Source organism: Nonomuraea solani (assembly GCF_900108335.1).
Taxonomy (GTDB): Bacteria; Actinomycetota; Actinomycetes; order Streptosporangiales; family Streptosporangiaceae; genus Nonomuraea; species Nonomuraea solani.
Window position 1 is genome coordinate 266,528 of the sequence record NZ_FNVT01000006.1, and the last position, 25,983, is coordinate 292,510.

The window sequence follows — 25,983 nt, forward strand, 5'->3', positions numbered from 1 at the left end:
CGTCGCGGTGACGCTTGCGATGACGTCATCATGGTGTCATAGTGACGTCATGGACCTTGCGCCGTATGTCGATCACCTCCGCCGCGAACTCGCGGTCGCCGCCGCGGCGGGCGGTGAGGACGCTCGCGCGATGGGCGAGCGGCTCGCCGCGACGCTTGAGTCGGCCACCCGGCTCGCGCTCCTGGAGGCACTGTCCGCCGCCGCGGACGAAATCACCCGCGACCTCGCGCCGGGCTCGGTCGAGGTCCGGCTGCGCGGCCGCGACCCCGGTTTCGTCGTGACGCCCCCGCCGACCGGCGGGTCGTTCGAGGCGGAACCCGAACGGGCGAGCCCGCCGGCGCCGCCACCGCCGGACACCGACGAGGGCGGCACGTCCCGGATCTCGCTCCGGGTCCCCGAGCACCTCAAGCCGCGCATCGAGGAGGCGGCCGCCAGAGACGGGCTCTCGGTCAACGCCTGGCTGGTCCGCGCCGTCTCCTCCGCGCTCGACCCCGGTGAGCAGGCGGGCCGCCGCAGGGGCGCGGCCCAGCAGCAGACCGGCAAGCGCTACAGCGGCTGGGTGCGCTGATGACCAAGCCAACGACCATGCCGTCCCACGACGAAGGGCCCGTCATGCCGACCTTCGACACCCCCGAACCCATCGTCGTCGTCATCGATCTGGCGACGGCCACCGTCCGGCTCAACGCGAGCGACCGCGCCGACACCGTCGTCGACGTCCGCCCGAGCGACGAGTCCAACGACGCCGACGTACAGGCCGCCCGGCACGTCCACGTCGACCACGCCGACGGCAGGCTCCTGGTGCGGGCCGACAGGGAGCAGCCGGCCTCCGGCTGGGGCCTGTCGTTCGACCTGCTCGTGGAGTCGCCCGCGAACTGGGCGAAGTCGCTGCTGCTCGGCGGGCCCGGCTCGGTCGACGTCACGATCGACCTGCCGTCGGGCTCCCGCCTGGACGCCAAGAACGCGGGCAGCCTGCGCTGCCGGGGGCCGCTGGGCGAGGTGAAGTTCAGCACCTCGTACGGCGACATCCGGGTCGAGCAGGCCGGCCGGCTGCGCGTGAAGACCACCTACGGCGACATCTCGGTCACCCGCTCGTCCGGCCACGCCGAGGTCACCACCACCCACGGCGACATCCGCGTCGGCGAGATCGACGGCACGGCGGTGGTCACGAACTCCCATGGCGACCTCCGCATCGGCGAGGTCACCGGCGAGCTGCGGGTGAACACCTCCTACGGCGACATCACCATCGACCGCGCCCTGGCCGGCGTCGCCGCCAAGACGGCGTACGGCGACGTGCGGATCGACGAGGTGGTGTCCGGCTCGATCGTCATGGAGACCACGGGCGGCGGCCTGGACCTGGGCATCCGCGAGGGCACCGCCGCCTGGCTGGACGTGAGCTCGCAGCACGGCACCGTCGACGTCTCCCTGGACTCCACCGAGGGCCCCGGCGAGTCCGACGACGTCGTCGAGGTGCGCGCCCACACCGCCCACGGCGACATCACCATCCACCGTTCCTGAGGGAGAGCTGTCATGTCAGACGCGATCATGGCCGAGGGCCTGGTCAAGAAGTACGGCGACGTGGTCGCCCTCGACGGGATGGACCTCAGGGTCCCCCAGGGCACGGTGTTCGGGCTGCTCGGCCCGAACGGCGCCGGCAAGACCACCACCGTGCGCATCCTGACCACGTTACTGAAACCGGACGCCGGGCACGCCAGGGTGGCCGGGTTCGACGTCGTACGCGACGCGAGCCGGCTGCGCGCCCACATCGGCGCCTCCGGCCAGTATGCCGCCGTGGACGACCACCTCACCGGCGCCGAGAACCTGGAGATGGTCGGCCGCCTCTACCACCTGGGCACCAGGCGCGCCAAGCAGCGGGCCCGCGAGCTGCTGGAGCGCTTCGACCTGACCGAGGCCGGCGACCGCCCGGTGCGGGGCTACTCCGGCGGCATGCGGCGCCGGCTCGACCTGGCCGGCGCGCTGGTCGTCAACCCGCCGGTGCTGTTCCTCGACGAGCCCACCACCGGCCTGGACCCGCGGGCCAGGGCGAGCCTGTGGGACGTCATCGCCGAGCTGGTCATGGGCGGCACGACGGTGCTGCTCACCACCCAGTACATGGAGGAGGCCGACCGGCTCGCCGACCGCATCGCGGTGGTCGACCACGGCCGGGTGATCGCGCTCGGCACCGCCGACCAGCTCAAGGCGCAGGTCGGCGGCGACCGCATCGAGCTGTCGGTGACGAACGCGGCCGACCTGGAGGCCGCCTCGCGGATGCTCGCGCCGCTGGCCGTGGGCGACCTGCAGAGCGACCCGGCCGCGCTGCGCATGACGATCCCGGTCGCCGGCGGCGCGACCGCACTGACCAAGGCGCTCGGTCACCTGGCCGCCGAGCGGATCACCGTACGGGATGCCGGGCTGCGCCGGCCGACCCTGGACGACGTGTTCCTGGCCCTCACGGGACACGAGGCCGACGAGAAGGTCAAGGAGACCGTCCGATGAACGCCCTGCAGATCGCCGTCAGCGACGGCCTGACGATCACCAAGCGCAACGCGCTGAAGATCCGGCGAGCACCCGACTTGCTGGGCGGCGTGGTCATGCTGCCGATCGTGTTCGTGGTGCTGTTCACCTACGTCTTCGGCAGCATGATCGAGCTGCCCGGCATGTCCTACGCGGAGTACATGCTGCCCGGCATCTTCGTCATGACGATCACCACGAGCGCGCAGATCACCGGCTACACCCTCACCCAGGATCTGCAGAAGGGCATCTTCGACCGGTTTCGCACCCTGCCGATGTCGCCCTCGGCGGTGCTGACCGGCCAGACCGTCGCCGACCTGATCATGAACGTGACCAGCATCGTCACGATGACGCTGGTCGGGCTGCTGGTCGGGTGGCGCATCCACTCCTCGCCGCTGGAAGCGCTGCTGGGCTTCGCGCTGCTGCTGCTGTTCGCGTACGCGTTCTCCTGGGTGACGGCGACGGTCGCGCTGGCCCTGCGCACGCCCGAGGTGTTCAACAACATCGCCACCCTCGTGTCGCTGCCGCTGACGTTCCTGTCCAACGCCTTCGTGGACAGCGCGCGCCTGCCCGGGCCGCTGAAGCCGATCGCCGAATGGAACCCGGTCTCCACGCTCATCCAGGCCACCCGCGAGCTGTTCGGCAACACCAGCGCGGCCATGCCGGCGCCCACCGCCTGGCCGCTCCAGCACGCGGTGCCGGTGTCGCTGCTGTGGTCGGTCGTGCTCCTGGTCGTGTTCGTGCCGCTGGCCACGCGGCTGTACAAGAGGACCGTCAGCCGATGAACGCCGCCGATCGGGAGCGGGCGGTGGAGCTGGTCCAGCAGGCGTACGCGGACGGCCGGCTCGACCCGGCCGAGCTGGAGCAGCGGCTCGAACTGGCGCTCACCGCCGCCTCGTCCCAGGAGCTGGCGCCGATCCTCGCCGACCTGCCGCCGGAGTCACGGGACGAGGTGGTGGAGATCGGTTCCACCGGTGGGCCCGTCACGCGGACGGGCGACTGGCACGTCCCGCGCCACCTGCGCGTCGAGTCCGAGTACGGCAGAGTGCGGCTCGACCTGTCCGAGGCCCTCATCCGGCACGCGGAGATCGACATCGAGCTCATGCTCGCGTACGGCGGCGCCAAGATCATCCTGCCCGCCGGCGCGAGCGCGAACGCCGACCGGGTGCGCATCGGGTGGGGCCGCGTGATCTGCAGGACGGCGGGCCGCCCGCGTCCGGGCGGGCTGCACGTGCGGATCACCGGCGAGCTGGCCCACGGCCGCCTGATCGTCCGCAACGCGCGTCAGTCCAGGTGAAGGCGGGCGCGCTGGGCCGCGTACAGGTCGGCGACCCGGGGGCGGGTGCCGTGGCCGATGAGCAGGTTCTCCAGGTCGCCGGTGAAGTCGGGGGTCAGCTCGCTGGCCGTCCCCGAGGGGCCCTGCACCCCGACGGTGAGACTGCGCGGCGCGACGTCCGCGATGGTGATCGCGTACGGGCTGTCGCTGGTGATGCGGATGTTCCAGTGCGCGATCCGCGCCCCGAACAGCGGGCCCGAGGCCGCTGAGCCGCCGACGCGGCCGTTGTTGACCAGCGTGATGTCGGTACGCGCACTCTCGAACGGCAACGCCCGATGTGAGTCGAACGTTCCCTCCGCCATCCGGCCGCGCCGCCACACGTTGCCGGACGACAGCCCCTCCAGGTTGAGGCCGTGATGAACGGCTCCCGCCGGGACGGGCACGGTGAACGCCTCGATCTCGAAGTCCTCCACGAGGTTGTCGTGCGACTGCATCCGGCAGGCGAAACTGTGGTGCGCGGACCGGCCGCCGACCGCGACGCGCGTCAGGGTGTTCGACTTGGCGGTGGTGAAGCCGAAGCCGAGATCGCAGTTCAGCACGCGCACATCCCTGGCCCAGCAGTCGTGGACGGCCTGGAAGCACACGCCGTTCGAGCCCGGATGCCGGTTGTGGGCGGTCATCGGCACCACGTCGTTGCTGATCGTCAGGTCCTCGACGCCGCTGTCGTGCACGGTGGGACCGGGGGCGCGGAGGCGGGCGGGCCAGCCGGGGCGCAGGTCGTACCTGATCGGCTGGGCCAGCCTGACGAGACGGGGGCCGAGCACGGCCTCGACGCGCACCGGCCACTGGAGGAGCGCGTACTGCACGTACTGGCCGCCCGACCCGGTGACGAGCTGGGGCGCGCGGCGCGGCCAGTCGTACGTCCGGGTGCCCGGAATGTCGCCCGCCAGGTGCATCAGCAGCGTCGCGTCCGGCGGATTGTCGCATTCGAGCACGACCAGGTCGCCCGCGCGGAGTTCGCCCGTGTCGGACACCAGCAGCGTGCGCTGGCCGCGCGAGGCCGCGCCGACCTCGGCGAGCGTGTCGCCGAGCAGCCAGCCCTCGGTGCCCGCGTAGTCCTCGGCCTCGGAGCGGGCGCGCCGCTCGGCCGCCATGAACCAGATCTGGCCGCCGGTCCATGACCAGCGGCTGTTGCCGTTCGACTGCCTGGCGGGCCGGTAGCCGTCGTCCAGCGTGCGCGTGAAGCGCAGGACGGTCGCGTCGCGGCCGGCGCCGCGCAGGACCACGTTCGACCAGTGCATGAACACCGGCGACGAGAGCAGGTAGGTGCCACGTGGCACCAGCACCGCGCCGCCGCCGCGTTCACCGGCGGTGCGGACGGCCGCGTTGAAGGCGGCGGCGCAGTCGGTCGTCCCGTCCGCGCGGGCGCCGAAGTCCGTCACCTTCGCCACCACGCGGGGGCGCGGCGGCCGGGCCCCGAGCCGGTGGCCGGCCCGCGCGACGTCGGGCACCAGCGGATGCCCGCCCTCCGCCGTCGCCCACTCCTCCAGCAGCGCCATTGACGTGTCGCCGGGACGGGCGGCCACGGGCTGGGGAAGCGCCGGTACGGCGGCCACGCCGCCGATCAGCGCCCGGCGGCTCAGCGTTAAAGGGTCCGGCATACATCGGAGGCTTACATCGGACATCTTGCCAGTCAAGAGTCTTCGCCCTCAGATGCCGATGATCCATCGGATGACTTGGCATCGCAATCGGCTGAACGGCCTACTTCCCAGGTCGGAGATCGCCGGCCGGATCTCAGGGTCCCCGTAGGTGGCTCCTCCGATGCCTGACCGCCCTGTCATGGCCGATCTTGATGCGGCGGGAAACGAAACCCATCGGAGGAGCACCATGAAGGCAAGACGCGCCACGGCGATCGTCCTGGCAGGGCTGATCGTGTCGATGCCGGCCGCACCGGCCCTGGCGGACGCCGGCCCACGTGAGCCCGACTGGCAGGCGCTGCTCGACAAGGTCGTCGACAGCGGCGCGGTCGCCGCGATCGCCGAAGTCCGCGACGGCGGCAAGACCTGGCGCGGTGCCAGCGGCAAGACGCGCATGGGCGGCGGCGAGGCGGCCACCGCGGACGGGCGGTTCCGGATCGGCAGCGTGACCAAGTCGTTCACCGCGGCCGTGGTGCTCCAACTGGTGGGAGAGGGCGAACTGAGCCTGTCCGACAGCGTGGGCTCCGGCGTCACGGTCAGGCACCTGCTCCAGCACACCAGCGGAATCCCCGAGTACAGCACGAAGATGTTCGACAAATGGGGCATTCCCAAGGAGCGCTTCCGCACCTGGTCGGCCCGTGAGCTGGTGGCGAAGACGAAGGGCCTGCCCCGGGAGTTTCGCCCCGGCACCGAGTTCGGCTACTCCAACACCAACTACCTACAGCCTCCTTAGCAGACCAGGAGCGACCTGGCCAAACACAAGACAAAGCCCCAGCTCACGGCCTAAACCGCGAGTCTGGGGCTTCTTGTTGTTCAGGGTTGATCTCGGGAGTTGTCAGCACGGGTGCTGACGTTGTGCTGACCCCTTCTGGTGGGGCCTTGATCGCAGGTATTGACGCCGGTCGTGCGAGCGTTCAGGCTCGCAAGTGCGCAAGGAGTCGCAAGCCCCAAACGTAGGAGACCATCATGGCGCTAGCGTTCTACGGTAAGGACCCCAATAACCCGGGCAACAACTGCCCGGCCGTCTTCAGGGATCCCGTCACGGGTGACTTCTTCTTCCAGGGCGCGACCGTAACGGACCCGGAGATCCTCGCGTGGGTCAACGACAAGAGCCCGATTCTGGACAGCGAATCGGTTGTGCGCCTTCCGGCGCGCATGATCGAGATCATCATGGAGGCGTGCCGTGGCGGACTTCAGCGAACTCCTGGCGACGTGTGAGCGCACTGCGTACAAACTGGAGATGCGCGACCAGTACATGACCGGCGACCCTGGCTATCTGGCCTGGGAAGCTGGTGATGTCGATGAGGCTGTCCGCCAGTATTCGGGCTGGACAGCCACAGCACAGGCCGCTGTCACGCGCGGTGTGGCCATGCATCGGGTCCGCATCGTGTCGGAACCTGTCAGCACCTACATCGCCTTCGAGCACGCGGTTACTCCCGGCGTCAATCTGTCCGCCGGGGAGGCGATCAGGTGGCTTCCTCGGCGTTTGGCGTCTGACCTGGCTCTGCCAGGAAACGACGTGTGGATCTTCGATGACAGGTTGGTTCAGTTCTGTCATTTCGCCGGGGATGGCGCGTGGGTCTCCAACGACGAAACCGATAACGCGACCACGGTGAAACTCTGTGCTGCCGCCTTCGCGGCGGCATGGGAACGGGCGACCGATCATTCGGAGTATCGGATCTGAGTGCGCTGCTGATCACACCGGTTTCATAGATCCATGCACAGTTCGCACTCGCCCAGTTCCAGCGCCCAGGCGGCCAGGCAGGCTCTTGCATTGCGGCTACGCGATATCCGCCTTGATGCTGGCCTGAATGCCAGGGCGCTTGCGGCCCTTGCTGGTTGGCATGAGGCCAAGACCTCTCGGATTGAGAACGCCAAGAAGCAGCCGTCCGAAAGCGACCTTGCCGCTTGGGTGCAAGCGTGTGGGGTGCCCGGCCTGCTCCCTGAGCTGGTTGCTGAGCTACGCGCGGTGGACTCGGCGTGGCTGGACTGGCGGCGGGCCGAAAAGACCGGTCTCACCCATCTGAACGTCGCGGTGCGCGAGCTGTACGAACGTACTCGGCTCTATCGGTCGTACTGCCAAGATGTCGTTCCCGGTCTCCTTCAGACAGCCGGGTACACCACGGCGACGTTGGCGGCCATCCGCGACGGCAGAAAGGTACCGGTGGATGATGTCGCCGATGCCGTTGCTGAGCGTATGGCCCGTCAGCACATCCTTTACGAGGGCAATCACCGGTTCGTCTTCATCTTGGAGGCCGCAGCACTCACCTACCGGCGTGGCGGGCCTGAGGTGATGATCGGCCAGCTCGGATATCTGCTGGAGGCTATGGCGCTGCCATCGGTGTCCCTGGCTCTGATCCCGCCCGACGCGGAGCGCGCGGGCCGTTGGCCTGTCGAGAACTTCTACATCTTCGATGACGCGCAGGCCAACGTGGAGTTGGTCTCGGGCTTCCTCACGATCACTCAACCGCGAGAGATCGAGATGTACACCGAGACGTTCATGCGCTTCCACGAGATAGCCGTTTTCGGTCGAGATGCCCGAGCCCTAATCAAGCAAGCGATGGACGCCTTCGAGTAGCCGTCCGCAAGTATCCGCAAGTTTGTGGAGTCGTCGATACGCCCCTGCCTACCGTCAAGGCATGCCCGGACAGACTGCCCCCTCCCACGCCCACCGCTCGGCCTGGTTAGCCGACTCCCCGGCCCCCGATGAGATCAAGGCTCTAGGCCCTCCAGCGACGCCACCGCCCCCTCCGACGTGGGCGCGTGACAGCTACCTAGGGCAGATGCTTGCGCGTGGCTTCCGCGAGCTGGGCGCGGGCGCGGAGGTCGGCCCGATGCGTATGGGAGTCGGGCCTACCTCGAACTTGCAGAAGAGAACGGCTTGCTGGCGTTGCGACCCAACACCAAACCCAGCGTAGGAGGCTCCACCATGGTCAACACCGAGACGTCCGAAGTACGCGAAGTAGGCCCGTGGGTTGCAACGCACGCATCGGAGATCAATAACGCTGTCGCCGTACGTCGGGCCGTCAAGGGCGGAGTGGTCCAGGTCTGCGAATTGGCGAACCCGGAGCACATCGCCACCATAACGGCTACGGCGTGGGCGAACTTCTGTGCCAAGGTGCGGAACTACGAATACCAGCCAGAAGCGTACGGCAACATCGCAATCTTCAGGATCGCGGAAACGGGCACCAGCCCCAAGCCGATCATCACGACCATGACGAACTATCAGGTGTTCACGCATTCGATCCGCGAAGGGCGTTTCGACAAGCTTCCGCCCGTCGAAATCGGCCTATCGGTCGGCAAGTGGCTGACCGCAACAAGTATGGTCTGATCCAGCCGGAGACCCCGAATGAGCACCGAGCAAAAACCACGTAAGCGGCCTGCGGTGAACCTGCCTCACATCGTGTGGCTTACCCGTTCCGACACCCTGGATTACGGGATGATAGGCAGTGTCAAAGCGTTCTCGATCCACTTTTTCGACAACCGCTACAACTTGAGCACACGCCTACCCACTTGCGGAGGCACGCCCTATCCGCCCGAAGAGTTCACAACGAACCAGCGGGCGAGGGATCGCGCGGAAGGGATCCGCAACGAGTGGGAGCAGGCACTTTCAACGCCGTACAAGGGACGCCTAAAGGAAGCCTCATAGACGCCCCCGGTTCGGCGAGCCTGGCCGCCAAGCCGGGGTGCCGCCCCCGGTCAGGAAGGCAGACGAACCCCCCGCACTGGCGGTTTCCTGCCTGAGGATCGCGCGCTTCCCCGCTTCGCGATCCGCCGCCCACCTGGCCAGGGGCTCAAAGCCCCCCAGAACACAGAAAAGCCCCCAAGGGCCCGGGAGACCCTAGGGGGCTTCACTTATGCGCTCACAGGCTCACTCAGGCGCATCCGATGCAGGGTGCAACGTTCCGTCGTAGCATCGCGCTGTGACAGGTGAAGAGATCAGCCTGTTCGACGCCTGGTCGGCGTGGGCTGACGGTGTAGACATCAGGCAGCGCGTCCTGTGGGGTTTAGAGATCTACTGGTGGGCACGCTGGGGAAAGGTGGCCGCCCTGCTCGCTGGTCTCGTTCTCATCATAGATATTATCGGTCCCGAGCGGATAGAGGCTTATCTCAAAGAAAGGCGCGAAAGAAAAGGCCGCGCCGGGATGGAGTTGGCGTCCATCGTTGCCACTGTTCTTGTAGTGGGCTGGCCTACATTAGTCCTAGCCTTTGCAGGCGCTATGCTGGCAACACACGACAACTTAATCCCAGGAATCGCGCTTTTTAGCGTAGCGTTTATCATGATGTCAATGGGCAATTGGCTTGTGCCCACAGTAGAGCGCAAATCGACCGACGCTCTCATGTGGGCAACCACTCACACAAGATTCCTTCGTGTAGTGCGAATCATGAGCATACTCATGCTAGTGGCAGGCTTCCACTTTGACTTTCTAGTAAGCTAGATATCGATCCGAGGCCTTGCTTAGCTCCTGGTATGGCGTTTCACCTCAAAATCAGGCCATTTCTCAGCCTTTCTCGATGGTAGGACTGACATCAATCCGCAGGTCGCCATGCGCAACCGGCCCCCGTAGGGCCGAATCGCCAGACCCGTACATCCTGCGAGGGACAGCCCTCCACAGTTCCTAATGAGGGCTGGCTGTGGGGGTTACCCACCCCTTAGGCCGCGACGGTTGCCTTTGCGGTTGCGAGGGCTTCCGGTCGAATGACCTTCGACCCATAAAACGTGAAGGCCACGAACGATATCGCCGGGCCCTTGCCCTGCGGAAAGGCGTGGGGCCACGGCGGCGGCACCCGGGGGTACTCGACGGTGGCGTTCAGCTCCGCCGACGGTTCACGGCAGCTCGCCCTGTCGATGACCCCCTACTCCGGCGACCCGGAGAAGGCGGCCATGACCCTGCTGATCTCCGCGCTGTGCTCTTGACTTGATCTGACAGCCGGGCCGGGCGTGGCCGCATCAGGACAGCCCTTCCCGATCTCCTTCAACAGGGCACATGCCTGGCAGGCGTGGTGCTGGGGCTCCGCGAGCCACGCCAACGGCCGACCCCAAATACCCGATCTTCCAATTCAATATGTCGCGACTCATTGACCTGTCGCGAAGCGGCACATAACGTCCGGTGGCAGTTCTCCACACCGAGCAGAGGAGCCCGCCGTGCACGAGATCCATCAGTACGACATCGGGTACGAGGTGGCGACCCTGCCGATCGTCTCGTTACCCGCGCTCCTCGACGACGCCGTCGTCAAGGAGCGGATGGGTCGCAGCGGGCTCACCCAGTTCTCCCTCCGCTCCGTGGGCGACCTGAGCGACCAGGAGGCCCTCGCCCTGAAATGGCTGCTCGCCGAATATGCCGTCCACGGCCGGGGGAACAAGACGTTCAACCAGATCCTGCCGCTCGGCCGCGCCGCCAGGGGCCCGGTCACCCTCTCCTACGAGGGAACCAAGGGCACGGCCACCCTTCTCGGCCGCGAACTCCCGCTCGGCGGCGCGCCCCTGGTGGCCGACGACGAGACGCTGAAGCGGCATTTGATGCGGGACTACTCGTTCTCGGCCATCACCGGAGACTGGTCACAGGAGGAGCTGACCAAGGTCTACTACGCGCTGCGGCACGTCAAGGCGGCCGACCGGCCGGCTCTGCACGGGCTGGAGCTGGCCCGCGTCGGCCAACTGGCGGCCGACACCCAGGGCGGCCACCGCCTGGCGCTGTTCAGTCACGTCCCGGACCCCATCGTCGGCTCCCCGGGCAGGATCCGGGTGGCGGACCCCACGTTCGAACAGGACAAGGTCGCCTTCTACGGGCAGAGCGGCACGGTCATCCACCCGGCGAGCGCGCAGATCCTGCTGCACGAGGTCGGCCATGCCGTGGAGAGCCTCATGCCCAGGTCCGACGCCAGGCGGAACGCCGGCCTGGCCGCCGAGAGCGTCGGCGCCGGCCCGTACGCCGCGAACCAGACGGTGCCCCAGGAGGTCATCGCGCGGGCGCTCGACCTGCGGTACACGGAGCTCACGGAGATGAACGCGCTCCTGAAGCTCGCCTTCGAAACCGTCACGGCGCTGCAGAAGGGGAGCACCGACGCCGCTACCAAGCGCGCCGCCTGCGAGGCCGCGGGCGGCAAGCTGCGCCGGCTGGCGCAGGCGTCCCAGCTCGATGAGGCGCGACGGCTACGCGACGAGCTCCAGGCCGACTACACCGCCCTGACCAGCCTGTACGGCGACGCCATCAAGGTGGGCAACCAGGGCGCCACGGCGTCGAAAGAGCAGTTCGCCCACATCGTGGAAGAGGCGGGGAAGCTGGGAGACGCGTGCTGGCGGGAGTTCACCCAGGAGCTCGTCCGCTGGAGCGAGATACGGCTGCTCGAGGTCGCGTGGCGGAGCGGGCACGCACGGCTGGAGCCCCGTCGCACCGGCCGCGAGCAGCGGTTCGTCGCCTACGTCAACACCAACGGGATCCGCCACGACCTGACCCCCTACACCACCGCCTACTTCCAGACCTCCCAGGCCGGCGGCGAGCTGTACGCGGAGGCGTTCTCGCTCTGGCTCGTCCATCCCGAGGGCCTGGCCGAGCACAGCCCAGCGTTGCGGGCGTACTTCGACGACGGTCAGTACCGGCAGGACGCCTAGCCCGCCTTGGCACGCGCCGCCACGATGATCAGGGCGCCGGCGATGGTCCCGGCGAAGAACGGGGACGGCACGAGCAGGACACCGCCCAGCGCGCACCACACCGCGAGCCCCCAGCCGATCCCGGCGGGCACGGCCACCCCACGGCCGGCGAGATGCCAGGTCAGCAAGCCCAGAAGGATCAACGGGACGGCGAAGCCGCCCGGCCCCGCCCAGAAGGTGATCTTGTTCTGGAACTCCGCCGCGCCCTGGTCCGCGAACGTGAGCGGGACGGCCGCCCACAGCCCCCGATCCACCCAGCCGGTGACGCCCGCGACAGAGATGACCGCCAGCAGGGACAAGTGCCCGATTCCCAGGAAGAGCATGATGCCGCCCGCCCAGCGGAGCAGGCGTTTTCTGGAGTCCATCGCGGCTGACCTCCCATTTATACGGTTCCGTACAGTTGATGTGTACGGTACCGTACACATGCGACGCGATCAACGGAGGTGGCCCCGATTCCCGCTGTGGCCCGCACGACCCGAGCCCGCTGGATAGAAGCGGGCCTCGAAGCCCTCGCCGAGGGCGGACCCGACGCGATCCGCGTCGAAACGCTCGCCGCCCGGCTCGGCGTGACGAAAGGCGGGTTCTACGGGCATTTCGACGGCCGTCCCGCGCTGCTCGCGGAGATGCTCGACGAGTGGGAACACCGCTCGACCCGGGAGGTCCTCGCCCAGGTCGAGACCGAGGGCGGCGACCCCGCCGACCGGATCCGGCGCGTCGGCCGGCTGACCTTCTCGGAGGACCTGCACCGGATCGACCTCGCGATCCGGGCCTGGGCCCGGCACGACGAGTCCGTCGCGGCGCGCCTGCGGCGGATCGACAACGAGCGCATGGGCTTTCTGCGCACGATGTTCGGCTCCTTCATCACCGACCCGGACGAGATCGAGGCCCGCAGCACCCTGGCGTTCGCGCTCGCGATCGGCCGCCACTTCATCGTCGCCGACCACCCCGGCTACACCACCCGCGACGTCGTGCGGCTCGCCGGGGAACACCTTCTGCGCCCGTGAACGGTCAGGGCCTGGCCTCGTAGACGATGTTGAACGGGGTCTGCGCCACGCGCCGGAAGCGGCTGAACCCCGCCTCGGTGGTGACCAGGCGCACCGGCTCCTCGCCCGCCTGGGCGCCCATGGAGTAGCCGCCGTCCTGCGAGAGCGCGTTGGGCACGCACAGGAACGCCGAGAACGCGTAGTAGGCGCGGCCCACCGGGTTGAGGTTCTCGCTCACCGACGAGCCCGCGGCCGGCTCCACGATCATCCAGGTGCCGTCGTCCGCGAGCTGCTCGCGTACGCGCCGCGCGGCCCCGAGCGGGTCGCCCATGTCGTGCAGGGCGTCGAACGTGGTCACCAGCCCGTACGGCCCGTCGTCGAAGGTCTGCGCGCCGGCCACCCGGAAGTCGACCCGGTCGTGCAGCCCCAGGTCCCCGGCCTGCTTGCGGGCCCGCTCGACCGAGTCGCGGTGGTAGTCCCAGCCGACGAAGGCCGACTCGGGGAAGGCCCGCGCCATGAGCGTCGTGGACGCGCCGTGCCCGCAGCCGATGTCGGCGACCCGGATCCCGGCACGGAGCCTGGACTCCATGCCGTCGAGCGCGGGCAGCCAGTCGTTGACCAGGTGGGCGGTGTAGCCGAAGCGGAAGAAGCGCTCGCAGCCGGCGAACACGTCCGCGTCGTGCCGGTGCCAGCCGATGCCCTCGCCGGTGCGGAACGCCTGGGTGATCTCCGGCTCGGCCTTCAGGGCGCCGAGGGCGAGCTGGAACCCGCCGAGTACGGGCCCGTCGGGGTCGGTCAGCGCGTACGCCTGCTCCTCGGTCAGCGAATATCTGCCCGACGCGGCGTCGTACTCGACGTAACCGCCCGCGGCCTGCCCCCGCAGCCACTCCTCGATGTAGCGCGGCGCCGTACCCGTGCGTTCCGCCAGCTCGTCCGGCAGCGCCGGCCGTTCGGCGAGGGCGTGGTAGAGGCCGAGCCGATCGCCGATGACGACGCCGCCCGCCGCCATGGTGGCGCCGACGTCCCCGACGAACTTGAACAGAAACTCCATGAGACGTTGTTCGTCTATCGCCATGACCTTCTCCCCCCGGTCGTGATGGATGACAGGAATCCATGTAATCCACCCGGGCCGGCGCCGCCCAGCTCCACTCAGGGCGCGAATCCACGGCTCAGTGGCTCGTTCTCCCGCGTACGGCCCAGGCTCTCGCCGTCAGCGCGATGACACCGCCGGGCAGCCGGGCGCGCAGCAGCTCCCGCAGGGAGTCGCGGTGGTCTTCGGAGAGCGACATCGTGTACGCCGGCGCCGGTCCCTGACCGCCGAGGAAGGGCCGCCAGTAGTCGTCGAAATCGGCGAACGTGGTGGCCGTGTCGATGGGCTGGACGGCGACCGCGTCCAGCCCGGCGTCCGTCCACAGGGCGCGCAGGTTCTCCGGCGCGCACAGCGGAAAACGCCGCCCCTCGTCGAGCTCCGCGGCGGCCGGGTCGAGCGCGGTGGCGGCGTCCCAGAAGTAGCGCATCATCTCCATCCCGGCGGCGTAGTCCCACACGTAGGCGGCGACGGTGCCGCCCGGCACGGCGACCCGGGCCAGCTCGGCGGCGGCGCGAGCCGGCTCGGGGACGAAGTTCAGCGTCAGCCCGCTGACCACGGCGTCGAAACCGTGGTCGGGCAGAGGCAGCGACCGCGCGTCACCGTGGCGGAAGACCGCCCGCGCATCGCCGGCCCGGGTACGGGCGACGGCCAGGAACCCCTCCGAGGTGTCCAGGCCGACGACGCCGGCCGGGTCGGCCACCGCGAGGATCGTGGCGGTGAGCGCCCCCGTGCCACACCCCACGTCGAGCCATCGCCCGCCGCCGGGCAGGTCGAGCCAGCCCAGGAAACTCGCCGCGGTACGGCGGCTCCACCGGCCGACGTACGTGTCGTAGGCGTCACCCACCGCCCAGATCTCGTCCGCCATTCGGCACCTCGCTCGCGTGACGACGAACCATCACTGTCGCACGCGAGGACGGCTACGCGCCGACGGAGACGCCGAACTCCGCCTCGACGGCCTGGAAGAGCACGTCCCACGACCGCCACTCGGTGTTGGTGTGGACGGCGATGGTGTGCTCGCCGTCCGGGGTGCCGATCGCGAAGAACCAGGATCCCCAGAGGCTGCCGCCGACGCCACGCAGCGGCCGGCCGCCCGTGACCGCCTGGTCGAACTCGAACAGGCCGAGGCCGTAGCGGGCGTGCGGCATCCAGTAGCCGCCCTCGGTGGAGACCGTGGTCCACATCGCGCGGTGCTGGGCCGGGGGCAGCAGGGTGCCGCTCGCCATCGCGCCGGCGAACCGGATCATGTCGGCGGTGTTCGAGATGACGCTGCCGGCCGACCAGCCGCTGGAGGAGTCGAGCTCGGTGACGTCGAGGGGCGGGAGCCCTGGCTCCTCCATCATTGACTCCCAGTTCTCCGGGGTGACCGCCGCCGGGTCGGCGCCGTCCTTGAAGAACAGGTTCGAGTAGCCCTTCGGCGACGGGTCAGGCAGGCTCGTGTCGCCTGTGAGGCGCACGTACGTGCCGGCCAGGCCGAGCGGGCGGATGACCGTGCGTTCGACCTCCTTGGCGTACGTGCTGCCGGTGGCCTTCTCGATGATCGCGCCGGCGAGGAAGAAGCCGCCGTTGGAGTACTCGAAGCGTTCACCGGGCGCGCCGACCGGCGGCTGGGACACGGCCGCCTTGAGCAGTTCGCCGGTGGTGAAGGTGTCGAAGCGGTGCCGGATGAACCCGGCGCGGGTGGCGTAGCGGTGGGTCAGCTCCGGGGCCAGCCCGGTGGCGAACAGGCCACCGGTGTTGCTGAGCAGGTGCCTGATGGTGATCTTGTCGCCGTCGTAGCCGTTGACCGCCGGGTCCAGCACGCCGGGCAGCCACCTGTTCACCGGGTCCTCGATGCTCAGCCGGCCCTCGGCCTCCAGGGCCAGCATCGTGGCGGCGGTGAAAGCCTTGCCGCAACTGCCGGTGTGCACGCTCTCGCCCGGCCGGCGGGGGGCGCCGGTTTCGAGGTCGGCCACGCCGGCGCTGCCGAACCAGCTTCCGTTCGTGTCCCGTACCTCGGCGACGATGCCGGGCACGCCCACCTCGGTGACGGCCCGGTCGAGCACCCGCTGCAGCTTCTCGCGTCTCATGTTCATGCCTACGACGATGTCGGCCGCCGCTTTCAGCACTCTTAGATCGTTCTTTTACGCTGTGTGCATGCGGATTGAGGTGCTGGGGCCGGTGCGGGTCTACACCGGCGGCGGCGAGCCGATCGACGTCGGTGGCGTCATGGTTCGCGCGCTGCTGGCCCGGCTGGCGCTGGCCGGGGGCGAGGTGGTGTCGGTCGACGCGCTCGTCGACGGCCTGTGGCGGCCGGGCGGGGGGACCGTCAACGCGCTGCACGGGCTGGTGCACCGGCTGCGCCGTTCTCTGGGCGAGGCCGGGGTCGTGGAAATGACCGCCGGCGGGTACCGCCTGCGCGTGGAGGACGTCGACGCCGACCGGTTCGAGGAGCTGGCGAAGAAGGGCGGCAGCGAACTGGCCGCGGGCCTGGCGAAGAAGGGCGGCGGCGAACTGGCCGCGGGCGCGTTCCGGCGGGCGGGCGCGCTGCTGGGCGAGGCGCTGGGGTTGTGGCGGGGTGACGCGCTCGCCGACGTGCTCGACGCCCCTTTCGCCGGTACGGCCCGCCCCCGTCTGGAGGAGCTGCGCGTCGCCGCCGTCGAGGACCGGTTCGAGGCCGAGCTGCGGCTGGGCCGGCACGACGAGATCCTGGCCGACATGGCGGCGGTGGCCGCCGGTCACCCGCTGCGCGAACGACTGGCCGGGCTGCGGATGCGCGCCCTGTCGGCGGCCGGCCGCCAATCCGACGCGCTGGCCCTGTTCGAGGAGGTCCGCGGCACACTCGCCGACGAACTGGGCATCGACCCGTCGGCGGAACTACGGGAAACACACCTGGCCGTCCTCCGAGGCGAAGCGCACCTGGCCGTGCCGCACAGCGAACGGGAGCCGCGCGAAGCTCGTCCGGCGGGGCCGGGTGGTGCGGCGGAGCCGCGGCGGGCTGGGCCCGGGCGGTTGCCGGCGCCGCTGACCAGCTTCGTCGGGCGTGCGGAGGAGCTGAGACTGCTGGCCGAGGCGCTGGAGAGCGCCCGGCTGGTCACCGTCGTGGGGCCGGGCGGCGTGGGTAAGACCCGGCTGGCCGTGGAGGCGGCCGGTCGGCATCGCGCCCATCGGCGTGACCGGGTCTGGCTCGTCCCCCTCGCCGGGGTGACCACGGCGGACGGGCTGCCCGAGGCGGTGCTGGGCACACTCGGCCCCGCCGACGGCCGCCCGTCCGGTGCGGCGCCGGACGGTACACAGCCGGACGGTACGGCGCCGGACGTTACGCAGCCGCACGTTATGCCGCTGGACCGTGTGATCGACCTGCTCGCCGGTGACGAAGGCGTGCTGGTGCTGGACAACTGCGAACAGATCTCGGGGGCGGCGGCGGAGTTCGCCCGGCACCTGCTCGAACGCCGCCCGAACCTGACCATCCTGGCCACGAGCCGGGAGCCGCTGGAGGTCATGGGCGAGGTGCTGTGCCGTCTGGGCCCGCTCGACCTGCCCCCGGCGCACGCGGATCGCGATCGCGCCGCCCGGGCGGCCGCCGTGCGGCTGTTCCTCGACCGGGCGGCGGCCGTACAGCCCGGTTTCGCACTGGACGAGCCGAGCGTGACCCCGGTCGTGGACATCGTGCGCCGGCTGGACGGGCTGCCGCTCGCCCTGGAGCTGGCCGCGGCGCGGCTGCGGACGATGAGCGCCGAACGGCTCGCCCAGCGGCTGGACGACCGCTTCCGGCTGCTCAGCACCGGCAACCGAGGCGCCCAGCCGCGCCAGCGGACCCTTCACGCGGTCATCGAGTGGAGCTGGGACCTCCTCACCGATCCGGAACGCACGCTCGCCCGCCGAATGTCGATATTTCCGGCGAGAACCGGCATCGCCGCCATCGAAGCCGTCTGCTCAGACACGACCCTCCACGCCGGCGAAACCGCCCACTCAGACGCGACCCTCCCCACCAGCGAAGCCGCCCGCTCGGACGCGACCTCTCCCACCGAGGGAGCCGCCCGCTCGGACGCGATCCTCCCTGTCGGCGGGGTCGGTTACCTGCTGGACTCCCTGGTCGACAAGTCGATCGTGGAGCGGGCCGGCGACACGTACCGCATGCTGGAGACGATCCGCGCCCACGCGGCCGGCAAGCTCGCGGCCGAACGCGAGGCCGTCCTGGGCCGGCACACGCGGCACTTCGCCGCCCTGGCCGAGGAGCACGAGCCGCTGCTGCGCTCGGAGCGGCAGGCGGAGTCGCTGCGGCTGTTCCAGACCGAGTACGACAACCTGATGTACGCCCTGCGGACGGCCATCGGCACCGGCGACGCCGAGAATGCGGCCCGGCTGCTCGGCCCGCTGTACTGGTACTGGGTCATGCTCCGCTACGACGGCCGGGCCGACGCCTACGTGGCCAGGGTCGTGGAGTTCGGCGACGCGCTGCCCGCCCCCGCACGGGCCGCGTTCACCGCGATCCACCTGCTGAACGGCGAGGGCCTCGACCCTGTACGGCTGCGCTCGGCCATCGACGACTGCGCGAGCACGGGCGCGCTGCGGCGCTATCCGATGCTGCTGACGATGCCGCTGATGGTGGCGGTCATGCTCAGGCTGGACGACGTCGTCGATCGCGAGATCGCCCGGGCGCGCGGCGGCTCGGACCGCTGGGCGATCGCCTGCACGTACGCGATCGAGGCCATGCGCCACCGCGAACGGGCCGACCACGACGGCGGCGCCACCGCGATGGCGGCGGCGTCGCGGGCGTTCGAGGAGACCGGCGACCGCTGGTGGACGGCCAAGACGCTGATCGGCATGGCGCAGATCCACGCCCTGCGCGGCGAGCACGACGAGGCGGTCGCCGCCTACGAGCGCAGCGTCGCGATCGCCATCGACCTCGGCTCGCAGGACGAGGTCTCGACCCGGCTCGGGCTGGCCGCCGCACGCATGCGCGGCGGCGACCTGGCGGGCGCCAGGCGCGACGTCGAGACCGCCGAACGGGCGGCCTGGGAGCGCGGCCAGCCCATGCTGGAGATCGAGGTCCTGGGCGGCCTGGCCGAGCTGTACCGCCGCTCCGGCGAGGTCGAACGCGCCGGCCACGCGCTCGACCGGCTGGAGACGCTCGCCCGCCGACTGCCCCTCCCGGCCGAGACGACCCGGCACCTGGTGGCCCCCGCCAGGATGGCGAACCTCCTCACCGCCGGGGACACCGCGGGTGCCCGCGAGCTGCTGCCCCAAGCCCTCCAGGCGGCGCGGGCGAACATGGACCCGCCGTCGGCCGCCCAGCTCCTGGCCCGGCTGCTGTTCCTGGAGGACGATCCGGCGGGCGCGGCGACCGCGCTCGGCCTGAGCCGGGCCATCCGTGGCACCTTCGACCAGGGCGACGTCGAGCTGCGAGCGCTCTCGGAGGCTCTCGTGGAACGGCTCGGCCGCGCCGGCTACGACCGCGCCTACCGCCTGGGCGCCGACCTGACCGCGCACGAGGCCATCGACCGGCTGACGAGTCGATCATCCACCGAACCATGACAACGCCGGGCGCGTCCAACCTCATGTGGATCACCGCGCGCTCGGCGTCGTCATGGGGGCGGTCCTGCTGATCGCCTTCGGCTGCCAGGCACGCCCCGCGGCACCGTTCGGGCGTTCGTCCGCGGCGGCGCGTTCCACGATCAGCATGCGGGCGAGTCTATGACGCGCTCTTCCACGGGAAATGTCGGAGGCCGGTCGTACCGTGAGGCCCATGACCGACTTCCGTGACCAAGATCTCGCCGGAGCGCGCTTCGAGCGGGCGAACCTCCAGGGCGCCACCTTCGACCACGTGTCGCTCAGCGACGCTCACCTGCGGTCAGTCGATTTCACCGGCGCGCGGATCCGCGGCGCCTCCTTCCACCGGAGCCGTCTGCGCGGCGTGGAGCTGGTCGACGTCGAGATCAGCGGCGAGCTGCGCAACGTCGTCGTCAACGGTGTCGACATCGCGCCTCTCGTCGAGGCCGAGCTGGACCGCCGCATGCCCGAGCGGGCGACGATGCGCCCCAAGGACGCCGACGGGTTCCGCACCGCGTGGGCGACCCTGGAGCGGCTGTGGGCGGGCACCGTCGAGCGGGCGCGGACGTTCCCCGAAGAGGCGCTCCACCAGGGCGTCGACGACGAATGGTCCTTCATCCAGACCCTGCGGCACCTCAACTTCGCCGGTGCCGCCTGGGTGGGCCGGATGATCCTCGGCAACGCCTCGCCCTGGCACCCGCTGGACCTGCCGTGGGACGAGGCGCCCGGGTGGGACGGCATCCCGTGGGACCGCGAGGCACGGCCGGCGCTCGACGAGGTGCTCGCGGTCCGGCGCGAGCGCCAGGCGATGGTCCGCGAGGTCATGGAGTCGCTCACCGACGAGCGGCTCGCCTCCCAGGTGACGCGCGACGAGCCCGGCTGGCCTCAGATGGAGGATTTCCCCTTCGCGGAGTGTCTCAGCATCGTCCTCAACGAGGAGTGGGAGCACCGGCTCTACGCCGAACGGGACCTGACGGCGCTGGAGTCAGCCCCGTGATCGCCCGCAGGGCCTCGGAGAGCTGGGCGCGGCGGGCGGCGCCACCGGTGGCGGCCCGCCGCCTTGTGCCCGCGGGCCGAGCAGCCACCGGCGCGACAGGTCACTCACCCGGCCGGTCCTAATTAGCACGGATGGACGACCCCCTGCGGGGCGAACTCGCCGGCGTGGTCGAGCACCCACTGGTGGAAGGTGCGCGCCGGGCTTCCGGTCACCATCTCCACGGTCTTGGTGAGGGCGGGCGAAGGCCCGTCGAGCATCTTCGCGTAGCCGTCGAGCAGCACGTCCGCGAAGGAGTCGTCGGCCGCGAACCGCCGCCTCGCCGCCTCGCGGGACAGCTCCCGCCACCGCAGCGGCCGGCCGAGCGCCTGGCCGATGACGTGCACCTGCTCGACCTGGGTCAGCGCCTGTGGCCCGGTCAGCAGGTAGCACGCCTGGTCGTGGCCGTCCTCGGTCAGCGCGCACACCGCGACGGCGGCGATGTCGGCCTCGTGCAGCATCGCCATCCGTACCGCGCCGAAGGGCCCGGCGACCGTGTCGCCGGCGCGGATCTGGTCCGCCCACCACAGCGCGTTCGCGGCGAACGTGCTCGGCCGTAGCACGGTCCAGGCCAGGCCGGACGCGGCGAGGAGCCGTTCGACCTCGGCGTGCGAGCGGCCCACCCGGCCGGTGTGCCGGTCGGGGGGCAGCCCGTCCTGTACGGCGCCGGACGACATCAGCACCACCCGGCGGGCGTGCCGTTCGACCACGTCCATGATCGCCGCCATCGGCTCGGCGTCGTGGAACGGCCACATGAGGAAGACCGTCTCCACCCCGTCCAGGCACGCCTCCAGGCCGGCCGGATCGGCGAGGTCGCCGCGCACCACCTCGGCGCCCTCGGGCAGGTTCGCGGTCTCCGGACTGCGGGTCATCGCCCGTACGGGGATGCCGCGCTCCAGAAGCCGGGCCAGCACCTGGCCTCCGACATTGCCACTGGCACCTGTCACCAGAATCATTTCTCCGCCTTCCACTCGTTTCGGAAAAGGTTCACCCGCACCGGCATGGGCCTGCCAGCGATTACGCATCGAGTGACGGATTCCGCCACCTCGCTACTCTTGTGCGGTGGATCCGATCGAACGAGCGTTGGTGCACGCCCTCCAACTGGACGGCCGGGCGCCGTTCAGCCAGATCGCCAAGGTGCTCGACGTGTCCGAGCAAACGGTCGCGCGCCGCTACCGGAAACTGCGCTCCGCCGGGGCGATCCGCGTGGTGGGCGGCGTCGACGGGGCGCGGCTCGGCTACACCTCGTGGACCATCCGCTTGCGGACGACCCCAGATGCGTCGGAAACGCTCGGCGGCGCGCTGGCCCGGCGCGCCGACACGTTCTACGTGCACCTGCTCTCCGGCGGCACCGAGATCTCCTGCTTCACCCAGGCCCGCCTCGAAACCGGCGAGGCGTCACTCCTGGACAGACTGCCGCGAACCGGCAAGGTGCTGGGGATGAGCGCGCATTCGCTCCTGCACGGCTTCGCCATCCCCGGCGGCTGGGCCGGCCTGGCCGCCCTGGAGGAAGAGCGCGCCGCCCTGCTCAGGTACACCCCCGCCCCCGAGAGCCGGGTCACCGCCGGCGCGGCCGATCACGCGCTGCTGGCGGCGCTGGCCGCCGACGGCCGTACCAGCCACGCCGATCTCGCCGTCGCGACCGGCTGGTCGGAATCGACGGTCCGGCGGCGGCTCGACCACCTGCGCGGCTCCGGCGCGCTGCTGATCCAGCTGGAGTTCGACCCTCGCGCCCTGGGGTTTCGGGCGCAGGCCAGGCTCTGGATGTCAGTACGGCCGTCGCGCCTGGTCCAGGTCGCGGAAACGATGGCCACCCATCCCGAGGTCTCGTTCGTCGGCGTCACCACCGGCGCCACGAACCTCATGGCCGAGGTCATCTGCCGGGACAACGCCGACCTCTACCGCTATCTGACCGAGCGGGTGAGCACCCTGGACGCCGTCCAGACCATGGAGACAGGGCCCGTGCTGCGCACCCTCAAGCGGATCGGCACCATCCGGCTGCCCGCATGATGGTAGGCATGAGTCCCCATGACGTTCAGGTGATGCGGCAGGCGGTGCTGCGCTTTCTCGGCTCCCTCGACACCGAGCGGAGAGCGGCCGCGACGGCGCCGTTCGGCTCTCCCGAACGCACCGAGTGGTCCTATCTCCCCGGCGCCCGCCCGGGGTTACCGCTGGTCGAGATGACCTCTCCGCAGCAGGATCTGGCGTTCGCCCTGCTCGAACTCGGCTGCGGCGCGACCGGCGCGCGCACCGCGAGAGGCGTCATCGAGCTCGAACGCGTCCGGCGCCGCCTGGTGACCGGCGTCGACGAGATCGACGGCGACCGCTACTGGTTCCGCGTGTTCGGCGAGCCGGGCGGCGCGGACCCGTGGGCGTGGCGGGTCAACGGCCACCACCTCGCGGTGCACATCACGGTCGTGGGCGACGCGATCACCGTCACGCCGAGCTTCCTGGGCGCCGAACCGGCCCTGGTCCTGTCCGGGCCGCAGCGGGGCCTGCGACTGCTCGTCGAGGAGGAGGAGATGGGCCGGGCCCTGCTCGCCGACCTCGCGCCGCACCAGCGATCGATCGCGATCACCGGCGAGGTGGCCCCCGACGATGTCCTCACCCGCAACGACCCCGTGGCCGACCTCGACCGCATCCCGCGCGGGCTGTCCCACGCCGACATGCCGGCGTCGTCGCGGGAGTTGCTCGAACGGCTTGTCCGCCGCTACTTCGACCGCGCCCCCGGCTGGTACGGCGAGACCTGCTGGCGGCACGCCCTCGACGCCGGCCTCGACAAGGTGACCTTCGCCTGGACGGGTTCCGACCGGCGCGGCGAGGGCCATTACTACTGCGTCGTCGGGCCCACGTTCCTGCTGGAATACGACAACACCCAGGACGACGCCAACCACATCCATTCCGTGTGGCGCGACCTGCGCCATGATTGGGGCGGCGACCTGCTCGCCCATCATTACGCCGACCACCATTGACCTGACGCGTGCTACGGTCGCGAGGTGGCCGAGCCGAATCGTCGCAAGATTCTGTACGCGGACATTGTCGCCGCGCTCTTACTGGCCGGCACCGGCGCTTTGTTCCTGGCCGCTCGCGAGGTGCCGGCCATCGGCCGGATCGCGACGGTGCTGAACCTGATGGCGCAGGCGTGTGCCGTCGGCGCGGCATTCCTGCTGCTCGCGGCACTCTGGCGGCGGCCCGGCTCCGGCACATTCCTGCTGAACCCGGTCGCGAATGAACACGACATTTCCCAGGGGGCCATTCGAGCCCTTCACTGGAAACTCCTGCTCCTTCGCCCGGTCGTCAGCATCGTTATTCTGCAAGCCGCGCTGACCGCCCTGTCGGCGGTCCTCCCCCTCTGAATGAGGTCTTCCCAGAGCCGCTCCTGGGTGCTCGCACCACGCCGGCGCGGGCTACCACCTTGGCCGGTGGCTATTCTGCTCGCGTGATCACTGACGCGGAGCTGGCGGTGCGGGCGGCCCGGGCGGGGGCCTCCGTGGTGCGCGACCTGTACGGGACCTCGCTGGCACGGTTCGAGAAGTCCGCCGGTGACTTCGCCACGACCGCCGACGTCGAGGCGGAGAAGGTCATCCTCGACGTCATCCGGGCCGCCCGGCCGGCGGACGCCGTGACCGGTGAGGAGAGCGGGCGCACGGGTGCGGCGGGGATCGACCGGATGTGGCTGGTCGATCCCTTGTGCGGCACGCTGAACTACGCCGTACGGAACATGCTGGTCGCGGTGAACGTCGCCCTGCGGACCGGGAACGGCGTCACCGTGGCGGCGACCGCCGATCCGTTCGCCGGTGAGGTGTTCTGGACGGACGGTGAGCGCGCCTGCCTCCGCGAGGGCGACGGCGACGTGGACCTCACGCCGTCGCCCGAGTCACGGCTGGTGGACGTCAACCTCGATCTGCCGTTCCCGAACGCGCCGGGCTTCCGTGCGGCCCACCTGCTCGCCGGCCCGGCGTTCGCCGAACGGTTCCGGCCGCGCGTCGTGTCCACCACCCTGGCGCTGGCCTGGGTCGCAGCCGGCCGGCGGGCCGCCTACGTGACCGACGGCCACCTGCGCGACAGCGTGCACTTCTCCAGCGGCATCGCCCTGTGCCAGGCGGCCGGATGCGTGGTGACCGACCTGCGTGGCCGGCCACCGCACACGGGCGCGGGCGGGCTGGTCGCGGCGGCCGATCAGGAGACGCACGCCGCCCTGCTCACGATGATCGGGCGGTAGCCTGGAGAAGGCTCGCGCCCGCGCCCAGCTCCGTGACCTCGCGCAGTTCCAGGTCGGCCTGGGCGAAGAGCTCGGCGTACTCCCGCCGGCTCCGCTCCGAGCCGCCGTTGAAGATGGCCAGCATCCGCAGGTCCAGGTCCTTGCCCAGGTGCGGCTCCGCGTCGTCGGGCAGGACCACCTCCAGGACCAGGACGCGCCCGCCGGGGTTCATCGCGGCCCGGACATTCCGCAGGATCCGTACGGCGTCGTCCTGGCCCCAGTTGTGCAGGACGCTGGCCAGCAGGTAGACGTCGCCGCCCGCGGGCACCGAGTCGAAGAAGCTCCCGGCCACCGTCTCGCACCGGTCGGCCAGGCCCTCCGCCGCGAACAGTTCCCCGGCGTGGCCCACCACGTGGTCGAGGTCGAAGAGGATGCCCCGCATGCCGGGGTTGGCGCGCAGGACGGTGGCCAGGATCGAGCCTTTGCCGCCGGCGACGTCCACCATGGTGCCGACGCCGGTGAAGTCGTGGCGCGCGACCAGGCCGCTCGTGAACACCTCGGCCCTGGTGGTCATGTAGTCGTCGAAAATGCGGCTGATCTCGGGATTTCCGGCCAGGTGGTCGTACAGCTCGCCATATTTCGCGATAAATGCGGACTTGCCGTGGCGTACCGTTTCCGGGAGTTTGCCCATCGCGTACCAGAAGCTCTCCTCGCCCAGCATGCGCAGCCCGGAGCGGATCGAGCCGGGCGCGTCCGAGCGGAGCGCCGCGCCCTCACCGGTGAGTTCATAGCGGCCGGCGCCGGCGGCACGGACGACGCCGATGCTCTCCAGCTCGCGCAGCACCCGGCGGAGCGCCGGGGTGTGCGCGCCGCACCTGGCGGCGAGCTCTTCCGCGTCGAGCGGCCCGTCCGCGAGCTGGTCGGCCACGCCCAGCTCCGCCATGGTCAACAGGGCGGCGAAGCGGGAAATGCCGGAAACCGCCTCCCAGAGGAGGTTGTCAGATGACGGCATTC

The 25,983-nt window shown here is 70.2% G+C and carries 28 protein-coding genes; 21 read left to right on the forward strand and 7 right to left on the reverse strand.

The features are described 5' to 3' along the window. The first annotated feature begins 49 nt into the window (after positions 1 to 49). The 5 genes from C4V41_RS24050 to C4V41_RS24070 are packed head-to-tail and all read left to right on the forward strand — an operon-like array spanning position 50 to position 3,805. Positions 50 to 568, forward strand: coding sequence for a toxin-antitoxin system HicB family antitoxin (locus C4V41_RS24050; RefSeq protein WP_103958171.1), 519 nt, complete (start codon positions 50 to 52; stop codon positions 566 to 568). Beyond that, on the forward strand, positions 568 to 1,515 hold the full coding sequence (locus C4V41_RS24055) for a DUF4097 family beta strand repeat-containing protein (protein WP_235030348.1): 948 nt from the start codon (positions 568 to 570) through the stop codon (positions 1,513 to 1,515). Before C4V41_RS24050 ends, C4V41_RS24055 begins: the two co-directional genes overlap by 1 nt. 12 nt (positions 1,516 to 1,527) lie before the next feature. Next, the gene (locus C4V41_RS24060) at positions 1,528 to 2,493 is read left to right on the forward strand and encodes an ATP-binding cassette domain-containing protein (protein ID WP_103958172.1); all 966 of its coding nucleotides are present in this window, start codon (positions 1,528 to 1,530) and stop codon (positions 2,491 to 2,493) included. Further along, positions 2,490 to 3,293 (forward strand): ABC transporter permease, encoded by an 804-nt coding sequence (locus tag C4V41_RS24065; protein ID WP_103958173.1) that lies wholly within the window; start codon positions 2,490 to 2,492, stop codon positions 3,291 to 3,293. The genes C4V41_RS24060 and C4V41_RS24065 overlap by 4 nt, the downstream gene beginning before the upstream one ends. Then, the gene (locus tag C4V41_RS24070) at positions 3,290 to 3,805 is read left to right on the forward strand and encodes a DUF1707 SHOCT-like domain-containing protein (protein ID WP_103958174.1); all 516 of its coding nucleotides are present in this window, start codon (positions 3,290 to 3,292) and stop codon (positions 3,803 to 3,805) included. Before C4V41_RS24065 ends, C4V41_RS24070 begins: the two co-directional genes overlap by 4 nt. On the opposite strand, the gene C4V41_RS24075 is transcribed toward C4V41_RS24070, so the two are convergent. Further along, the gene (locus C4V41_RS24075; protein ID WP_160150372.1) at positions 3,793 to 5,445 is read right to left on the reverse strand and encodes a glycosyl hydrolase family 28-related protein; all 1,653 of its coding nucleotides are present in this window, start codon (positions 5,443 to 5,445) and stop codon (positions 3,793 to 3,795) included. The two genes, C4V41_RS24070 and C4V41_RS24075, sit on opposite strands and share 13 nt — an antisense overlap. A 226-nt stretch (positions 5,446 to 5,671) precedes the next feature. Between C4V41_RS24075 and C4V41_RS24080 the strand changes: the two genes are divergently transcribed. The 9 genes from C4V41_RS24080 (at position 5,672) to C4V41_RS24110 (ending at position 12,094) form a co-directional block, all read left to right on the forward strand. After that, positions 5,672 to 6,214: a serine hydrolase domain-containing protein gene (locus C4V41_RS24080; protein ID WP_160150373.1), complete on the forward strand. Its 543-nt coding sequence runs from the start codon at positions 5,672 to 5,674 to the stop codon at positions 6,212 to 6,214. A gap of 233 nt (positions 6,215 to 6,447) precedes the next feature. Next, positions 6,448 to 6,699 (forward strand): hypothetical protein, encoded by a 252-nt coding sequence (locus tag C4V41_RS24085; protein ID WP_103958177.1) that lies wholly within the window; start codon positions 6,448 to 6,450, stop codon positions 6,697 to 6,699. Beyond that, positions 6,665 to 7,165 (forward strand): DUF6879 family protein, encoded by a 501-nt coding sequence (locus C4V41_RS24090; protein ID WP_103958178.1) that lies wholly within the window; start codon positions 6,665 to 6,667, stop codon positions 7,163 to 7,165. The genes C4V41_RS24085 and C4V41_RS24090 overlap by 35 nt, the downstream gene beginning before the upstream one ends. A gap of 33 nt (positions 7,166 to 7,198) precedes the next feature. Further along, on the forward strand, positions 7,199 to 8,059 hold the full coding sequence (locus C4V41_RS24095) for a DUF5753 domain-containing protein (RefSeq protein ID WP_103958179.1): 861 nt from the start codon (positions 7,199 to 7,201) through the stop codon (positions 8,057 to 8,059). A gap of 351 nt (positions 8,060 to 8,410) precedes the next feature. Continuing rightward, complete coding sequence (locus C4V41_RS24100) at positions 8,411 to 8,812, forward strand: hypothetical protein (RefSeq protein WP_146103759.1); 402 nt, start codon at positions 8,411 to 8,413, stop codon at positions 8,810 to 8,812. 18 nt (positions 8,813 to 8,830) lie between these two features. After that, a complete protein-coding gene (locus C4V41_RS60805; RefSeq protein WP_146103760.1) occupies positions 8,831 to 9,130 on the forward strand; it encodes a hypothetical protein in 300 nt (99 codons plus the stop codon). Positions 9,131 to 9,404: 274 nt separating this feature from the next. Then, complete coding sequence (locus C4V41_RS60810) at positions 9,405 to 9,920, forward strand: hypothetical protein (protein ID WP_146103761.1); 516 nt, start codon at positions 9,405 to 9,407, stop codon at positions 9,918 to 9,920. A 281-nt stretch (positions 9,921 to 10,201) separates the two neighbouring features. Beyond that, entirely contained in the window at positions 10,202 to 10,399 is a 198-nt protein-coding gene (locus tag C4V41_RS24105) for a hypothetical protein (RefSeq protein ID WP_103958181.1), read from the forward strand. 228 nt (positions 10,400 to 10,627) lie between these two features. Beyond that, positions 10,628 to 12,094 carry a hypothetical protein gene (locus C4V41_RS24110; protein ID WP_103958182.1) on the forward strand — a complete coding sequence of 489 codons (1,467 nt, stop codon included), beginning with the start codon at positions 10,628 to 10,630 and terminating at the stop codon, positions 12,092 to 12,094. Here the strand turns inward: C4V41_RS24110 and C4V41_RS24115 are convergent. After that, the gene (locus tag C4V41_RS24115; protein WP_200824182.1) at positions 12,091 to 12,498 is read right to left on the reverse strand and encodes a DUF6463 family protein; all 408 of its coding nucleotides are present in this window, start codon (positions 12,496 to 12,498) and stop codon (positions 12,091 to 12,093) included. The two genes, C4V41_RS24110 and C4V41_RS24115, sit on opposite strands and share 4 nt — an antisense overlap. Before the next feature lie 96 nt (positions 12,499 to 12,594). Between C4V41_RS24115 and C4V41_RS24120 the strand changes: the two genes are divergently transcribed. After that, entirely contained in the window at positions 12,595 to 13,137 is a 543-nt protein-coding gene (locus C4V41_RS24120) for a TetR/AcrR family transcriptional regulator (protein ID WP_235030349.1), read from the forward strand. Between the two features lie 4 nt (positions 13,138 to 13,141). On the opposite strand, the gene C4V41_RS24125 is transcribed toward C4V41_RS24120, so the two are convergent. The 3 genes from C4V41_RS24125 to C4V41_RS24135 form a co-directional block, all read right to left on the reverse strand. Beyond that, positions 13,142 to 14,191: a class I SAM-dependent methyltransferase gene (locus C4V41_RS24125; protein ID WP_235030350.1), complete on the reverse strand. Its 1,050-nt coding sequence runs from the start codon at positions 14,189 to 14,191 to the stop codon at positions 13,142 to 13,144. A 94-nt stretch (positions 14,192 to 14,285) separates the two neighbouring features. Continuing rightward, positions 14,286 to 15,071, reverse strand: a complete 786-nt coding sequence (locus C4V41_RS24130) for a class I SAM-dependent methyltransferase (protein ID WP_103958183.1) — start codon at positions 15,069 to 15,071, stop codon at positions 14,286 to 14,288. 52 nt (positions 15,072 to 15,123) lie between these two features. Continuing rightward, positions 15,124 to 16,278 carry a serine hydrolase domain-containing protein gene (locus C4V41_RS24135; RefSeq protein WP_200824183.1) on the reverse strand — a complete coding sequence of 385 codons (1,155 nt, stop codon included), beginning with the start codon at positions 16,276 to 16,278 and terminating at the stop codon, positions 15,124 to 15,126. Between the two features lie 61 nt (positions 16,279 to 16,339). On the opposite strand from C4V41_RS24135, the gene C4V41_RS24140 reads away from it, so the two are divergent. Then, the gene (locus C4V41_RS24140; RefSeq protein WP_103958184.1) at positions 16,340 to 19,720 is read left to right on the forward strand and encodes an AfsR/SARP family transcriptional regulator; all 3,381 of its coding nucleotides are present in this window, start codon (positions 16,340 to 16,342) and stop codon (positions 19,718 to 19,720) included. 211 nt (positions 19,721 to 19,931) lie between these two features. Further along, positions 19,932 to 20,732, forward strand: coding sequence for a DinB family protein (locus C4V41_RS24145; protein WP_103958185.1), 801 nt, complete (start codon positions 19,932 to 19,934; stop codon positions 20,730 to 20,732). A 122-nt stretch (positions 20,733 to 20,854) separates the two neighbouring features. On the opposite strand, the gene C4V41_RS24150 is transcribed toward C4V41_RS24145, so the two are convergent. After that, positions 20,855 to 21,724, reverse strand: coding sequence for an NAD(P)H-binding protein (locus C4V41_RS24150; protein WP_103958186.1), 870 nt, complete (start codon positions 21,722 to 21,724; stop codon positions 20,855 to 20,857). 106 nt (positions 21,725 to 21,830) lie between these two features. On the opposite strand from C4V41_RS24150, the gene C4V41_RS24155 reads away from it, so the two are divergent. The 4 genes from C4V41_RS24155 to C4V41_RS24170 all read left to right on the forward strand — a co-directional run bounded on the left by C4V41_RS24155 (position 21,831) and on the right by C4V41_RS24170 (position 24,990). Then, on the forward strand, positions 21,831 to 22,778 hold the full coding sequence (locus C4V41_RS24155) for an Lrp/AsnC family transcriptional regulator (RefSeq protein ID WP_200824184.1): 948 nt from the start codon (positions 21,831 to 21,833) through the stop codon (positions 22,776 to 22,778). Between the two features lie 8 nt (positions 22,779 to 22,786). Beyond that, entirely contained in the window at positions 22,787 to 23,740 is a 954-nt protein-coding gene (locus tag C4V41_RS24160) for a DUF3500 domain-containing protein (protein WP_200824185.1), read from the forward strand. A gap of 24 nt (positions 23,741 to 23,764) precedes the next feature. Next, positions 23,765 to 24,124 (forward strand): hypothetical protein, encoded by a 360-nt coding sequence (locus C4V41_RS24165; protein WP_103958189.1) that lies wholly within the window; start codon positions 23,765 to 23,767, stop codon positions 24,122 to 24,124. An 83-nt stretch (positions 24,125 to 24,207) separates the two neighbouring features. Continuing rightward, the gene (locus C4V41_RS24170; RefSeq protein ID WP_103958190.1) at positions 24,208 to 24,990 is read left to right on the forward strand and encodes an inositol monophosphatase family protein; all 783 of its coding nucleotides are present in this window, start codon (positions 24,208 to 24,210) and stop codon (positions 24,988 to 24,990) included. On the opposite strand, the gene C4V41_RS24175 is transcribed toward C4V41_RS24170, so the two are convergent. Further along, entirely contained in the window at positions 24,971 to 25,981 is a 1,011-nt protein-coding gene (locus C4V41_RS24175) for a methyltransferase (RefSeq protein ID WP_103958191.1), read from the reverse strand. The genes C4V41_RS24170 and C4V41_RS24175 overlap by 20 nt on opposite strands. Between the last annotated feature and the right edge of the window lie 2 nt (positions 25,982 to 25,983).

Coding starts and splice junctions, on each gene's coding strand:
- C4V41_RS24050 (WP_103958171.1), top strand. CDS start 50: ATGGACCTTGCGCCGTATGTCGATCACCTCCGCCGCGAACTCGCGGTC.
- C4V41_RS24055 (WP_235030348.1), top strand. CDS start 568: ATGACCAAGCCAACGACCATGCCGTCCCACGACGAAGGGCCCGTCATG.
- C4V41_RS24060 (WP_103958172.1), top strand. CDS start 1,528: ATGTCAGACGCGATCATGGCCGAGGGCCTGGTCAAGAAGTACGGCGAC.
- C4V41_RS24065 (WP_103958173.1), top strand. CDS start 2,490: ATGAACGCCCTGCAGATCGCCGTCAGCGACGGCCTGACGATCACCAAG.
- C4V41_RS24070 (WP_103958174.1), top strand. CDS start 3,290: ATGAACGCCGCCGATCGGGAGCGGGCGGTGGAGCTGGTCCAGCAGGCG.
- C4V41_RS24075 (WP_160150372.1), bottom strand. CDS start 5,445: ATGCCGGACCCTTTAACGCTGAGCCGCCGGGCGCTGATCGGCGGCGTG.
- C4V41_RS24080 (WP_160150373.1), top strand. CDS start 5,672: ATGAAGGCAAGACGCGCCACGGCGATCGTCCTGGCAGGGCTGATCGTG.
- C4V41_RS24085 (WP_103958177.1), top strand. CDS start 6,448: ATGGCGCTAGCGTTCTACGGTAAGGACCCCAATAACCCGGGCAACAAC.
- C4V41_RS24095 (WP_103958179.1), top strand. CDS start 7,199: ATGCACAGTTCGCACTCGCCCAGTTCCAGCGCCCAGGCGGCCAGGCAG.
- C4V41_RS24100 (WP_146103759.1), top strand. CDS start 8,411: ATGGTCAACACCGAGACGTCCGAAGTACGCGAAGTAGGCCCGTGGGTT.
- C4V41_RS60805 (WP_146103760.1), top strand. CDS start 8,831: ATGAGCACCGAGCAAAAACCACGTAAGCGGCCTGCGGTGAACCTGCCT.
- C4V41_RS24115 (WP_200824182.1), bottom strand. CDS start 12,498: ATGGACTCCAGAAAACGCCTGCTCCGCTGGGCGGGCGGCATCATGCTC.
- C4V41_RS24125 (WP_235030350.1), bottom strand. CDS start 14,191: ATGGCGATAGACGAACAACGTCTCATGGAGTTTCTGTTCAAGTTCGTC.
- C4V41_RS24130 (WP_103958183.1), bottom strand. CDS start 15,071: ATGGCGGACGAGATCTGGGCGGTGGGTGACGCCTACGACACGTACGTC.
- C4V41_RS24135 (WP_200824183.1), bottom strand. CDS start 16,278: ATGAACATGAGACGCGAGAAGCTGCAGCGGGTGCTCGACCGGGCCGTC.
- C4V41_RS24140 (WP_103958184.1), top strand. CDS start 16,340: ATGCGGATTGAGGTGCTGGGGCCGGTGCGGGTCTACACCGGCGGCGGC.
- C4V41_RS24145 (WP_103958185.1), top strand. CDS start 19,932: ATGACCGACTTCCGTGACCAAGATCTCGCCGGAGCGCGCTTCGAGCGG.
- C4V41_RS24150 (WP_103958186.1), bottom strand. CDS start 21,724: ATGATTCTGGTGACAGGTGCCAGTGGCAATGTCGGAGGCCAGGTGCTG.
- C4V41_RS24160 (WP_200824185.1), top strand. CDS start 22,787: ATGAGTCCCCATGACGTTCAGGTGATGCGGCAGGCGGTGCTGCGCTTT.
- C4V41_RS24175 (WP_103958191.1), bottom strand. CDS start 25,981: ATGCCGTCATCTGACAACCTCCTCTGGGAGGCGGTTTCCGGCATTTCC.